We start from the raw sequence: 12,167 nt of genomic DNA, 5'->3' as shown, positions 1-12,167 counted from the left end.
GGTTGAGTATGAATAAGTACTTGGTGGCAATATTAGTAACGTTGGGACTAACATCTTGCATGAAAAAAGATGAACATTATTACCAAACCCATCCCAATGAATTACAACAAGCAATAAAAAGTTGTCCAAAACAACAGCCACAAGGTATGACCTGTAATCAGATTCAAGAGATTGCTGGAAGAATGAATAGCCTGGCTTATAAATTACAACAAAGTCCACAAGGTTTTGGTAATAAAATTTTAGCATTACAAGAAACTATTGCCGCGCAATCGCAGAAATTAAAAACAGACGCTAATAACAAAGAATTGCAAGCAAGTATTGCTCAGAACCAGCATGACTTGGAAGAATATTTGGCAGTTGTGAAATGGTTAGAGTCCCCAGTGAGTTAACAATGAAAATATTAATAAGCAATGACGATGGGGTGCATGCTCCAGGAATTACTATTTTAGCTAAGGAATTGTCTACTTTTGTGGATATTGATGTGGTGGCTCCGGACCGAAATCGCAGTGGGGCGAGTAATTCCTTAAGTTTAAGCCGCCCTTTGAAAGTGAAGCAATTAGAGAATGGCTATTACAGCGTTGAAGGCACGCCTACTGATTGCGTACATTTGGCGTTAACTGGGTTTTTGAGCCCGGTTTTTGATATGGTTGTTTCAGGAATCAATGATGGTGCTAACTTAGGTGATGATGTTCTGTATTCGGGAACTGTAGCGGCAGCAATGGAGGGACGTTATTTAGGTTTGCCTGCAATTGCTATGTCTATGGTGGGTGACACCATTCAGCATTATGAAACAGGCGCTTATATTGCTAAACAATTGGTGAGTAAATTAAGTACCCATAGTTTGCCATCGCAAACAATTTTAAATGTGAACGTTCCTGATTTACCTATCGATCAAATTAAAGGTTTGCAAGTTACCCGCTTAGGGACTCGTCATGGAGCGCAGCCTTTAGTGAAAGATCAAGATCCCCGCGGACGCCCTATTTATTGGATTGGATTGCCCGGAGAGGAAGCTGATTCTGGCCCTGGAACTGATTTTTGTGCGGTTAGAGAGGGCTATGTTTCTATAACCCCATTACACTTGGATATGACCAACTATAAAATGTTTGATCAATTATCCAGTTGGTTAACTGGCGTTAATTTGATACTTTAGTAATCGACGTTATTCTTAATAAGATGAGAACACTCGCTTGTTTATGTCTTCCTCTATGTTCTGTGGCTTGTCTGTGGGATTTAGCCGGAATAACGAAAAATATAAGCGTTCCCTAAGTTTTAGAAACATTTGCGGCAGATTTTTTTAATGAAAATATTTGCTTGAGGCAATTCATGATACTTACATTTTGCAAAAGATCTGTATATCTTTTTCTGGCAATCGTGCTTGTGGGTTGTGGGTCCAATTTAGCTCCCGTAACGGAGTCAAAATGGCGACCCTACTCCAGACATCAAGGAACCCATATTGTACAACGTGGTGAAACACTTTTTGCCATAGCATTTCGTTATGATACGGATTACCGCAGTTTGGCGCGTTTAAACCATATTTCCCCACCTTATTCATTAAGAATTGGCCAGGTTTTAAATGTACGAGGAGGCGCTCGACGAGCCCCTGTGCAACGACGGTTATCCCAATTTAAATCCTATCGATCTGCACCTAGTGTTGCTCCTAAGGTAATTCACTCACCAGCTCGACGCTACGTTCGTTCAGCTTCTGGATGGTTGTGGCCTGTTAGTGGACGTGTCGTTACTACCTTTATTCCAAATCAAGGTAAAAAAGGCATAAATATTGCTTGTAAGTCTGGGGAAAAAGTTATTGCTGCCTCAAGTGGTACAGTAGCTTATGCTGGAAGTGGTTTGTCAGGATATGGTAATTTAATTATTATAAAGCATAACAATGAGTTTTTAACTGCTTACGGCAATAATGCGCGAATTATGGTTTCGGAAGGGCAACATGTGAATGCCGGTCAAACGATTGCTATTTCTGGAGTCATTGATCATAAGTACACAGGTGTACATTTTGAAATCAGAAAGGCGGGGGTTCCTGTCAACCCGTTGAATTATTTACAAAAAGGTTGACATTGTATGAGTGGTTGTAGCAACAATATAGGTACTATATGGTTGCAGCTCGTCATGTTGTAAGGGATTCGTGATGGGATGACTGCCTGAAAAGGTGTAAATTCTAGAAACACGGCTAAACATTACAGGGTGAAAATCATGCAAAATGACGATGAGTCAATTAAAGATACGGAATTTAAGGATGAGGAGTTGTCTGAAGTAAGTACTGACGACGATGCGTTCTTGATGGATGATGACGATTTTGAGGTCCTCGCTGAAAAAGATGAGGAAGAATCTGAGTTGCCTGATTTTTCGGATGATGCTGCTTTTCCTTCTTTTAGTCGCGGCAAAAATGCCATAAAAATGATGGATGCAACTCAATTGTATTTGAGTGAAATAGGATTCTCTCCTTTATTAAGCGCTGAGGAAGAAGTTCATTATGCAACGCTTGCTTTAAAAGGCGACGTTGCAGCGCGTAAAAAAATGATTGAGTCGAATTTACGTTTGGTTGTTAAAATTTCTCGACGCTATCTTAATCGCGGACTTCCTTTACTTGATCTAATTGAAGAAGGGAATTTGGGTTTAATGAAATCCGTTGAAAAATTTGATCCAAATCGTGGTTTTAGATTTTCAACCTACGCCACTTGGTGGATCAGGCAAACGATTGAACGTGCGATTATGAATCAAACCAGAACGATTCGTTTGCCCATTCATGTGGTTAAAGAACTTAACGTATACCTGCGAGCAGCGCGTCAGCTTACTCAAAAGCTAGACCATGAGCCTTCACCGGAAGAAATTGCTGAAATGGTAGATAAGCCTTTAGAAGATGTGCAAAAGCTCTTAGGGCTGAATGATAAAGTTGCTTCTGTTGATACCCCCATAGGCTATGATGAAAACAAATCTTTGTTAGATACCATCGCCGATGAAAATAGTGTGAATCCGGCAGAGCTATTAACCAATGAGAATCTTCGCCTTCACATTGAATCGCTTTTGGATAAGTTAACTGAAAACCAACAGCAAGTTATTGCTCGACGTTTTGGTTTACGCGGCTTCGAAAAAGCAACTCTTGAGGACGTGGGTAAAGAAATTGATCTTACTCGTGAACGCGTACGCCAAATTCAGGTCGAAGCGCTAAAAACGCTACGCGGTTTGTTAGAGAAAGTAGGGTTAACTCAGGAAGATCTATTTTAAGACTCTAAATCCTATGTAGTCGGTAGAGAGTAGGCTGGGCTGAAAAGCCCAGCATGGGAAGTAGCACAATCCTTGTATGCTGGGGCTTTTTAACTCAGCCTACCCAAGTTTTTCTACAAACTACGGAGCGTAAAAGGGTTTTATTAAAGCTTAAACGCTGGCGTTAAACCTTGCCAACAATCAGCATAATTCCTTTGTCGTTCTTTAGCATCCATTGCTTGCTCAGTAATTTTCCATACATCACGGGTTTCAAACATAAAGGCTAGGGTGTTTAAATAGGCCTCAGGTTCTAATTTCTTCGAAGTTGCTAATTCATAACTTACTTGATCCGGTCCATGCGGGGTCATGCAGTTATGAATGCTTACACCACCAGGCACAAAACCTTCTTTTTTCGCATCATATTCACCGCGAATAAGTCCCATCAGCTCATTCATGTAGTTTCGGTGAAAATAAGGGGGTCTGAAGGTATGTTCTGCAACCATCCAACGAGGAGGAAAAATAACGAAATCAAGATTAGCTACACCGGGAGTATCGCTCTCGGAAGTGAGCACGGTAAAAATAGAGGGATCTGGATGATCAAAGCTTACTGTATTAATGGTATTAAATAAGCTTAAGTCATAGCAATAAGGAGCATAATTTCCATGCCAGGCGACTACATTAAGCGGAGAGTGAGTACTGGGAGCTGTCCATAGTTTATTTTGATTTTTACAAACTAAAGTAACATTTTGAGCTTGCTGCTCGTAAGCGGCAGTTGGGTATTTAAAATGTCGTGGATTAGCTAAACCATTAGAGCCGATAAGTCCTAATTGCGGCAGGGTTAGAGGATTACCCGCGTTCTCGCATAGATAGCCTTTGGCTTCTTTGCTGACTAATTCGACTTTAAATTTAACCCCTCGCGGAATTACGGCAATCATACCTGGGCATATATTCAACTTACCAAACTCCGTATGAAGGTTGATTTCTCCTATATAAGGTACAAATAGCAATTCGCCATCATTATCAGCAAAATAGGTATGCTGCATGGAACGAGTACACTGATAAAGATAAGTCGTAACTAAATGACATCCAGCAAGATGAAACAAGCCATCAATGAAATCGCACTCGTTATCTGCATTGTGAATCGGGGACCAGCGTAATGGATTAGGAGATTGTTCCGGATGGTAGGGTTTTACCAGTTCATTTTTGTATGGCTCATAATTACCTTGAACTACTGAAGGCAGTATGCGGTAAAGCCAACTATGCTGATTTGCATGACGAGGACGAGTAAATGAAGTGCCACTTAGTTGCTCTGCATAAAGACCTAAATTACAGTGTTGCGGAGAATTTTGGTTACTTGGTAATGCTCCTGAGACCGCCTCGCTTTGATGATAATTGCCAAAACCTTGCAGATACACTGTTTATCTCCTTATATAATCGTTTAAGGGGTTAGTTTGCCACGAAAACAGGTAATTTTATAGCCCGTATTAGACGAAGCCTTAATGTGGGTGTTTTCTGGCACAGATACTCATATTCTGAGGCACATTATCTAATCTAAGGATGAAGATTTTTAATAACAGAGAATGTATAATCGTATGCAAATTTAATTCGAGTTAGAGGTCAGTTATGGCAGGTCATAGTAAATGGGCTAATATTAAATTCCGCAAGGGAGTTCAAGACGCTAAGCGCGGTAAAATATTTACAAAATTAATTCGTGAAATTACGGTAGCAGCGCGCATGGGTGGAGCAGAAGAGTCTTCTAACCCACGATTACGCGACGCAATTAAAAAAGCACTTGCGGCGAATATGAAACGCGACACAATTGATAATGCGATTAAACGTGGTGTTGGTGGACTGGATGGCGAGGCAATGGTTGCCATGCGTTATGAAGGTTATGGTCCAGGTGGTGTTGCTGTATTAGTCGATTGTTTATCTGATAATAAAAACCGTACGGTTTCTGAAGTGCGCCATGCCTTTACTAAAAATGGGGGTAATTTAGGAACAGATGGCTCGGTAGCTTATTTATTCACTAATCAGGGGGAAATTCTCATGGCTCCGGGGGCTTCTGAAGACCAAGTGATGGAAGTTGCAATTGAGGCTGGGGCTGATGATGTTTCAGTGGAAGACGGGCAAATAGAGGTAATTACGCCTGTTGAAGCCTACCATAGCGTATTAAACGCCTTAAGTGATGCTAACTTGGCTGTGGAACAATCGCAATTAACGATGCGTGCTCAAACCTTAGTGCCTATTGACGATGAATCAGCTGAGAGCTTGATGAAAATGATTGATATGCTGGAAGACTTAGATGATGTTCAGGAAGTTTACAGTAATGCTGAGTTTTCAGAAAAACTTTTAGAATCAATGAGCTAATGACTGTCATTCTAGGGATTGATCCAGGCTCGCGAATTACTGGTTATGGTTTAATCAGGCAAGTAGGCCAAAAAATAGAATACGTTGATAGCGGGTGTATTCGTACTACACCCACTGGAGAGCTGAGCCAAAAGCTCTTACAAATCTATGATGGCATTTGCCAATTAATGGATCATTACACTCCTGAAGAGGTAGCAATCGAGCAAGTATTTATGCACCAAAACCCTAGTTCTGCCTTGAAATTAGGACATGCACGTGGGGTGGCTATGGTTGCTGCTGCATCACACCGTGTAAAAGTAAGCGAGTATTCTGCACGAGAAATCAAACAAACAGTTGTTGGCTATGGAGCTGCAGAGAAGGCTCAGGTAGGGCATATGGTGGTAAGTTTGTTGGCATTAAACAAAGCGCCGCAAACCGATGCTGCCGATGCCTTGGCAATTGCTATTTGCCATAGTCACATGCGTCATAATTTATCTGCACTTTTAGGCAAAACCAGTGTTAGTTTAAGGAGAAGAAAACGATGATTGGATGGCTTGATGGACATATAGTTGATAAACATCAACCAGGAAAGCTAGTGGTGAACGTCCAAGGGGTCGGTTATGACGTGGAAACTTCATTAAATACCTTTTTCCAGTTGGATAGCCTAAATGGCTCCGTCGGTTTACATATTCATACAGTGGTTCGTGAAGACGCACTATTGTTGTATGGTTTTTTAGATAAGCAAGAACGTGCATTGTTCCGTGCATTAATTAAAGTAAATGGTGTGGGACCTAAAATGGCAATGGCCATTCTCTCCAGCACAACTCCAAATGAGTTTATTCAATGCATTAAGCAGGAAAACGCTGCTTTTCTAACTAAGTTACCAGGTATTGGTAAAAAGACTGCTGAGCGTTTGGTTGTGGAAATGCGTGACAGTATTAAGCAATTTACTGATTCACGTGCCGACGCTTTATTGACACCGGTAAGTTTAATTCGTGGCCAGGATGAAGCAGTTAGTGCATTAGAAGCATTGGGATATAAACCTCAAGAAGCTTTAAAAGCGGTGAATAAGGTTGATGACGGCATTAAGAGTTGCGAGCAGTTAATTCGTGAGGCATTGCAGATTTTGGCTACGCGTTAGTGATAGGCTTCTGCTATTTGAACAATGACGTGTAGGTTGGTCCATAGCCCAGCATTGAATCCTGGCATGGTTCTATGTTTTATTGGGCGATGGGCCAAACCTACTACTTATAAGTAACGGGAAGATTAAATCTACTCTTCTGTATCAAGCGGTAAAAATACTCGCACAATAAGCCCTGTTCCAGTCTGTGGTGCATCCAACTCAACTCGACCATTATGTAACTGGCAAATCTGTTGAACAATACCAAGTCCCAATCCACTTCCTGGACTTTTATTACCTAAGATACGGAAGAAACGCTCAAAAACACGTGCTCGTAATTCAGCAGGAATACCAGGACCATTATCGCAGACCTCAAGCATCACTTCATGTTGCAGTTTAGAAAGACGTACAACAATATGCCCATTCTCATTGCAATAGCGAATCGCATTGTCCACAAGGTTACGAATTAATATACCGAGTGCCGTTGAGTTTCCATGAATTGTTAGACTCTCTGCCCGGGTTTCAAATTCCAAATCAATTTGTTTTTCTACTGCTGATGGGGCAAGCATCGCTAATGTCTCACGAGCCAGACGACTTAAATTTACCTCATCCTTCCCATCCATATGCGCAGCTTCAGGGACTAGGCGGCTCATAGTTAGTAGCTGTTGCACAACGTGAGTACTCCGGTTTACGCTCGCAATCAATTTTTGTAATGCTTGGTTTTTTTCTTCAATATTATTCGTATGTAATGCAACTTGGGCTTGAGTTTTCAAAGCAGCAAGAGGGGTACGCAATTCGTGGGCAGCATCTGCTGCAAAACGCTTTTCCCGTTCAAATCCTTCTTTCAATCTAAAAAATAATTTATTCAACTCATCGATGACTGGTTTTATTTCTTCAGGTACTTCTTGCAAATCTACAGGCTCCAAATGGCTAGGTGCACGGTTTGCTACTTCTTCGGCAACCTTATCCAGACTATCTAAACCGCGTCCAATAATAATCCAGATTAACAAACCCGATAAGGGAAAGGTCAGTAACATGATGTAGAGATCGTCTTGAGCAATACGATGCCCTAATTCGTTCCGTGTATCATAGCGCTCGGCTAAAACAGTGCGAACTCCAGCTTTCGCATTATAGGTGGTAAATACACGCCAATCTTGATCGGCAATTTTTTTATCACTAAATCCATCAACTTCTGAAGCAAGAGGAATTTTAGGCGCAGTAGAGGAATGTAATAATAATTTTCCGCCATTAGTCCACACCTGAAAATTAAATTTATCCATGTAATTTTCTGGTGGTTCATCATTTAAAAATCTTTTTTGATAAAAGTTATCTACCTTTTGGGGGATTGTTTCTAGTGCTTCTTGGATTTTTACGAGGGGGCGTTGATGGAGGTCGTCGCCTAACAAAGCCTGGTACGATAAGGCGGAAACAGCCATTAGTGTATCTAAATGATCTTGAATATCCTTCTGATCAAGATAATAGTTTCCAATGGCCGTTAAAGTGGTGGTAATGGTGATCGCCAACAATAAGTTAAATAATAAGAACTTTCGTATAGACGATTTCACGATACCACAATACCATCATTTTTTTCAGCCATATAACCAACACCGCGAATAGTGCGTATAAAATTGGCATTAAGCTTTTTACGTAAATTATGAATATGAACTTCAAGTGCGTTACTATCTACGTCTTCTTCCCCCCCATAAATACTTTGCATGAGCTGTTCACGTGATAAAACTTGCCCACTGTTTTCCAATAGTTTTTGCAATAGCGCAAATTCTCGACGAGGCACATTAACTAGAACCTCATCAACAAAAACGGAATGGGCAGCAGGGTCTAAGGTAATATTTTTATACTGAAGTACGGCGTCTGCACGACCTTGAGAGCGTCGTACCAATGCTCTAATTCGGGCACTGAGCTCATTCAAGTCAAAAGGTTTAACTAGGTAATCATCCGCGCCACTATCTAAACCTTTAACACGATCTTCAACTGATTCACGTGCAGTGAGAATAATTACAGGAGTAGGATTACCGTCATTACGAATATTTTGTAATAATCCCAATCCTGATAATTTAGGTAAACCTAAATCAAGAATGATTAATTCAAAAGATTCTGATTTTAAGGCTGCACGTGCTGCTTCCCCATCCTTGAGCCAGTCGACTATATAACCAAACTGGGTTAATCCTGTTTTTACAGCATCTCCTAGTAATTCGTCATCTTCAACTAGCAAGAGTCTCATTCTGGCTCCTATTGTTTCTCAAGTCCGGTTTCATCCATATGTTTTGTTAGGTAAAACGCTTGAATCAATACAAAAAGTAGGGTAAACCCTACACCACCAAATAATTTAAAATTAACCCAGGCATCCGTATCGTAATGATAGGCGACATAAATATTGACCGCTCCCATTAGGATAAAGAATAAAGACCATGCAATGTTAAGTCTATGCCAGATTTTGGAGGGAAGTGATACATTGGCTTCCATCATTTTTTGAATTAATGGTTTGCTGCCTATAAAACTTGAGCTGAAGAATATCAAAGCAGAAAGCCAATAAATTCCAGTTGGTTTCCATTTAATAAACCATGGATTATGGAAAAAGAGGGTTGCTCCACCGAGTACCATAATGATTGCTAGGCTGATTAAGTGCATTTTTTCATAATGTTGGAATTTCAAACGGTAGAATGCTACTTGGCTTAATGATGCAACCATTGCCACTGCTGTGGCTGTATATATGTTAGAAAGTTTATATACGATAAAAAATAAAACTATAGGGAAAAAATCAAATAGTAATTTCATATATTCATTAATACTATAAACAAGTTATTTTCAGTATAACACAAGTTTTGATTTCACTCTCGCAAGGTTCACGCCGGAAATTAAAAATTTTTGTAACTATTTAGTTAAAAATGAACGAACTAACAGGGTTGTATACAATATTTCGCATGTGAGCTTGCAATTCATGAAACTTACTTAAGGTTTTCTTGTAAAATAATCCTCAACAATTAACGTGGTTAAGCCTTGATGTATCCTCTGATAATTATCCCCACTCCCTACGTAAACCGTTTTGCTCCAGTGCCCAAAAAATGGTCATGGTGAGGTTTTTTTATATTAATTACTAATATTCGTCAAAGGTGAATTTTATCCAATAAGAATTTTTTGCCCAAGGTATAAAGGCGTATTCTGTTTTAGTCCAGGATTCAAAGAAAGAATTTGATTTAATGGAAGTTGGTGGCGTTTTGCGATTATATCTAAAGTGTCTCCGTTGCGAACTATATATTGCTGCGTTGGCTTTACTGTTTTCCAGATTATTAATTGCTGTCCGACACGTAAACGTTGGTTATTGGATAATTTATTCCAGGTCAGAATGTCGTTCACATTAACACCATACATCTTTTCTAAGCGTTGGTAGCTATCCGATGCTTGCACTATATGGATCTTACGGTGGCTTCCCAGTGCCAAGGTGGGCGCAGGGGCAGGAGCATTGTATTGGGTTGGTGCTTTATAATAGGTAGTTTTGACTAGGGCAATTTCTTTCTTAGTAGGAGTTGCAGCAAGCGGTGCATTTCGAGTACTGGGAATCAAGATGGATTGATTGAGTTTTATTTGATTTGTGGTTAATTGGTTTAACTGCTTAATTAAATTCACCGTTGTATGATATCTATTCGCAATAGTGTCTAGATTATCTCCCTGCTGCACTTGGTGTTTGGTCCAACTCACTCGTTTCTCTTCAGGAAAGTTCGCTAGATTTAAGTTAAATTGACGTACCTTTTCAGCAGGTATTAATAATTTAAAGGGTTTATAAGGGGCTGTAGTCCAGTGATTGAATCCGGGATTTAATTTGATTAACTCGCGATAACTAATTCCAGCTAATTTGGCTGCATGGTTTAAATCGATTTGACTGCCAATGTTCACTTCTTGGAAATAGGGCTGATAGGGAATTTCTGGAATTGATAATTTATATTGCTGCGCATTTTTTACAATTTCTGCAAAGGCAAGCAGTCGTGGTACGTAAATTTGGGTTTCTCTGGGGACAGGCAAGTCCCAGAAGCTCGTACTGCGGTTATCTTGCTGGGCTGCTTTTATGGCACGAGATATAGTTCCTTCCCCCGCATCATAAGATGCGAAGGATAGTGTCCAATTGCCATCAAAAGTTTTATTGAGGTAGACCAAGTAATTGAGGGCTGCATCAGTTGAAGGACCAATGCTGCGTCGTCCATCAAACCACCAATCTTGTTTTAATCCCAAATCTTTCCCCGTTCCAGGCATAATCTGCCATAACCCAGCTGCACCAACCCCCGAATAAGCAAAGGGATCAAAGGCACTTTCAATCATAGGAATTAAGGCTAGCTCTCCGGGTAAGTTTCTTTTCTTGATTTCTGTAACGATATGGTAGATATAAGGCTGAGACTGACGAAAGACTTTTTGCAAATAACTTGGATGAGCAATTAGCCATCGGATTTGTCCCTGGACCTCGGCGCGTGAAACTTCATGGTCTAGTTTAAATTCACCACGAAGCACTTCCCATACATCGGAAGTGGCATGAGTATTGGCAATACCACAAAAAATGAGAATACCTAATAAAAATCTTATTATTATTATTATTTTCAAAGGTATTTACCTATGAATGCTATTAGCTTGTCAGTGTACTAAAGTTTGTTCGATGATTAAACCCTTTTTGTCTCTTATTGAATCATAACGTCTCCAATTAAGTCTTTTCGTGTTTTATTTGAAGTTATTTTTCGCTTCACGCAATGCCGCAAAAATATCTAATGGGTTAATAGATAATGCACCATGATGCTTGGCAAATGTCTGCACCTCTGGACTTTGAGTACGTAAAAAAGGATTTATTGAGAGCTCAATTTCTATTGTCGACGGCAAAGTACAAGGATTGGCTTGGGCTCGTAATTTCTGGATGTACATTGGGATAGACTGGTTATGTGGTTCTACTGTTTCCGCAAAGCGTAAATTTTGCAGGGTATATTCATGAGCACAGTACACTTTTGTTTCAGGAGGTAATGATTTGAAAAGTTCCATCGAACGATGTAATTGTTCCATTGTCCCGTCAAATACTCTGCCGCAACCTGCTGAAAAAAGCGTGTCGCCACAAAATAACCAGCCTTGCTGGGCTTCATAATAGCTAATGTGGCTGGATGTATGCCCTGGATTAGATAGAATACGAAAAGAGCATTGCCCAACTTTTATAGTTTGATGCTCACTTACATGATGGTTTATGTATGGAATGCGTGAATCATGAGGCCCATAAACAGTACAGTGAGGAGCATCATGAAGGAGTTGGGCAACGCCGCCGATGTGATCATGGTGATGGTGCGTAAGTAAAATAGACCGCAGCTGCAGATCGTGTTCTTTAGCAAATTGACGTACTGGCCGTGCTTCGCCAGGATCAACACAATCAAACGCCCCTGCCTCTTTATCAATAATAGCCCAAATGTAGTTATCAGTGAATGCAGAGATGGGGGCAATAGTCATA

The 12,167-nt window shown here is 40.3% G+C and carries 13 protein-coding genes; 7 read left to right on the top strand and 6 right to left on the bottom strand.

The window, feature by feature from the left end:
* Window positions 1–8 precede the first annotated feature (8 nt).
* From E1P08_RS12050 to rpoS, 4 genes are all read left to right on the top strand, one after another.
* The gene (locus E1P08_RS12050) at window positions 9–389 is read left to right on the top strand and encodes a hypothetical protein (RefSeq protein ID WP_133137262.1); all 381 of its coding nucleotides are present in this window, start codon (window positions 9–11) and stop codon (window positions 387–389) included.
* A gap of 2 nt (window positions 390–391) precedes the next feature.
* Window positions 392–1,150, top strand: coding sequence for a 5'/3'-nucleotidase SurE (gene surE, locus E1P08_RS12045; protein WP_133137261.1), 759 nt, complete (start codon window positions 392–394; stop codon window positions 1,148–1,150).
* 173 nt (window positions 1,151–1,323) lie between these two features.
* The gene (locus tag E1P08_RS12040) at window positions 1,324–2,067 is read left to right on the top strand and encodes a peptidoglycan DD-metalloendopeptidase family protein (protein WP_133137260.1); all 744 of its coding nucleotides are present in this window, start codon (window positions 1,324–1,326) and stop codon (window positions 2,065–2,067) included.
* Window positions 2,068–2,205: 138 nt separating this feature from the next.
* Window positions 2,206–3,237, top strand: coding sequence for an RNA polymerase sigma factor RpoS (gene rpoS, locus E1P08_RS12035; RefSeq protein ID WP_133137259.1), 1,032 nt, complete (start codon window positions 2,206–2,208; stop codon window positions 3,235–3,237).
* A gap of 143 nt (window positions 3,238–3,380) precedes the next feature.
* Here rpoS and hmgA read toward each other — a convergent pair whose 3' ends face one another.
* A complete protein-coding gene (gene hmgA, locus E1P08_RS12030; protein ID WP_133137258.1) occupies window positions 3,381–4,631 on the bottom strand; it encodes a homogentisate 1,2-dioxygenase in 1,251 nt (416 codons plus the stop codon).
* A 208-nt stretch (window positions 4,632–4,839) separates the two neighbouring features.
* Between hmgA and E1P08_RS12025 the strand changes: the two genes are divergently transcribed.
* Genes E1P08_RS12025 through ruvA form a run of 3 tightly spaced genes read left to right on the top strand, consistent with a single transcriptional unit; the run spans window position 4,840 to window position 6,703 of the window.
* Entirely contained in the window at window positions 4,840–5,583 is a 744-nt protein-coding gene (locus E1P08_RS12025) for a YebC/PmpR family DNA-binding transcriptional regulator (protein ID WP_133137257.1), read from the top strand.
* Entirely contained in the window at window positions 5,583–6,107 is a 525-nt protein-coding gene (gene ruvC / locus E1P08_RS12020; protein WP_133137256.1) for a crossover junction endodeoxyribonuclease RuvC, read from the top strand. Before E1P08_RS12025 ends, ruvC begins: the two co-directional genes overlap by 1 nt.
* Window positions 6,104–6,703, top strand: a complete 600-nt coding sequence (gene ruvA, locus E1P08_RS12015) for a Holliday junction branch migration protein RuvA (protein WP_133137255.1) — start codon at window positions 6,104–6,106, stop codon at window positions 6,701–6,703. The genes ruvC and ruvA overlap by 4 nt, the downstream gene beginning before the upstream one ends.
* 131 nt (window positions 6,704–6,834) lie before the next feature.
* Here the strand turns inward: ruvA and E1P08_RS12010 are convergent, their stop codons facing one another.
* The 5 genes from E1P08_RS12010 to gloB form a co-directional block, all read right to left on the bottom strand.
* Entirely contained in the window at window positions 6,835–8,247 is a 1,413-nt protein-coding gene (locus E1P08_RS12010) for an ATP-binding protein (RefSeq protein ID WP_133137254.1), read from the bottom strand.
* Window positions 8,244–8,921 carry a response regulator gene (locus tag E1P08_RS12005; RefSeq protein ID WP_133137253.1) on the bottom strand — a complete coding sequence of 226 codons (678 nt, stop codon included), beginning with the start codon at window positions 8,919–8,921 and terminating at the stop codon, window positions 8,244–8,246. Before E1P08_RS12005 ends, E1P08_RS12010 begins: the two co-directional genes overlap by 4 nt.
* 8 nt (window positions 8,922–8,929) lie before the next feature.
* Window positions 8,930–9,475: a septation protein A gene (locus E1P08_RS12000; protein WP_058534867.1), complete on the bottom strand. Its 546-nt coding sequence runs from the start codon at window positions 9,473–9,475 to the stop codon at window positions 8,930–8,932.
* A gap of 342 nt (window positions 9,476–9,817) precedes the next feature.
* Window positions 9,818–11,293 carry a lytic transglycosylase gene (locus E1P08_RS11995; RefSeq protein WP_133137252.1) on the bottom strand — a complete coding sequence of 492 codons (1,476 nt, stop codon included), beginning with the start codon at window positions 11,291–11,293 and terminating at the stop codon, window positions 9,818–9,820.
* A gap of 108 nt (window positions 11,294–11,401) precedes the next feature.
* Entirely contained in the window at window positions 11,402–12,166 is a 765-nt protein-coding gene (gene gloB / locus E1P08_RS11990; RefSeq protein WP_133137251.1) for a hydroxyacylglutathione hydrolase, read from the bottom strand.
* Window position 12,167: the final 1 nt, after the last annotated feature.

Source organism: Legionella rowbothamii (assembly GCF_900639985.1).
Taxonomy (GTDB): Bacteria; Pseudomonadota; Gammaproteobacteria; order Legionellales; family Legionellaceae; genus Legionella; species Legionella rowbothamii.
This window is presented reverse-complemented; position numbering and strand designations above follow the sequence as displayed.

Excerpts from the sequence above, each read along its gene's own strand:
- E1P08_RS12050 (WP_133137262.1), top strand. The coding sequence starts at position 9 with ATGAATAAGTACTTGGTGGCAATATTAGTAACGTTGGGACTAACATCT.
- surE (WP_133137261.1), top strand. The coding sequence starts at position 392 with ATGAAAATATTAATAAGCAATGACGATGGGGTGCATGCTCCAGGAATT.
- E1P08_RS12040 (WP_133137260.1), top strand. The coding sequence starts at position 1,324 with ATGATACTTACATTTTGCAAAAGATCTGTATATCTTTTTCTGGCAATC.
- rpoS (WP_133137259.1), top strand. The coding sequence starts at position 2,206 with ATGCAAAATGACGATGAGTCAATTAAAGATACGGAATTTAAGGATGAG.
- E1P08_RS12025 (WP_133137257.1), top strand. The coding sequence starts at position 4,840 with ATGGCAGGTCATAGTAAATGGGCTAATATTAAATTCCGCAAGGGAGTT.
- ruvC (WP_133137256.1), top strand. The coding sequence starts at position 5,583 with ATGACTGTCATTCTAGGGATTGATCCAGGCTCGCGAATTACTGGTTAT.
- ruvA (WP_133137255.1), top strand. The coding sequence starts at position 6,104 with ATGATTGGATGGCTTGATGGACATATAGTTGATAAACATCAACCAGGA.
- E1P08_RS12005 (WP_133137253.1), bottom strand. The coding sequence starts at position 8,921 with ATGAGACTCTTGCTAGTTGAAGATGACGAATTACTAGGAGATGCTGTA.
- E1P08_RS12000 (WP_058534867.1), bottom strand. The coding sequence starts at position 9,475 with ATGAAATTACTATTTGATTTTTTCCCTATAGTTTTATTTTTTATCGTA.
- gloB (WP_133137251.1), bottom strand. The coding sequence starts at position 12,166 with ATGACTATTGCCCCCATCTCTGCATTCACTGATAACTACATTTGGGCT.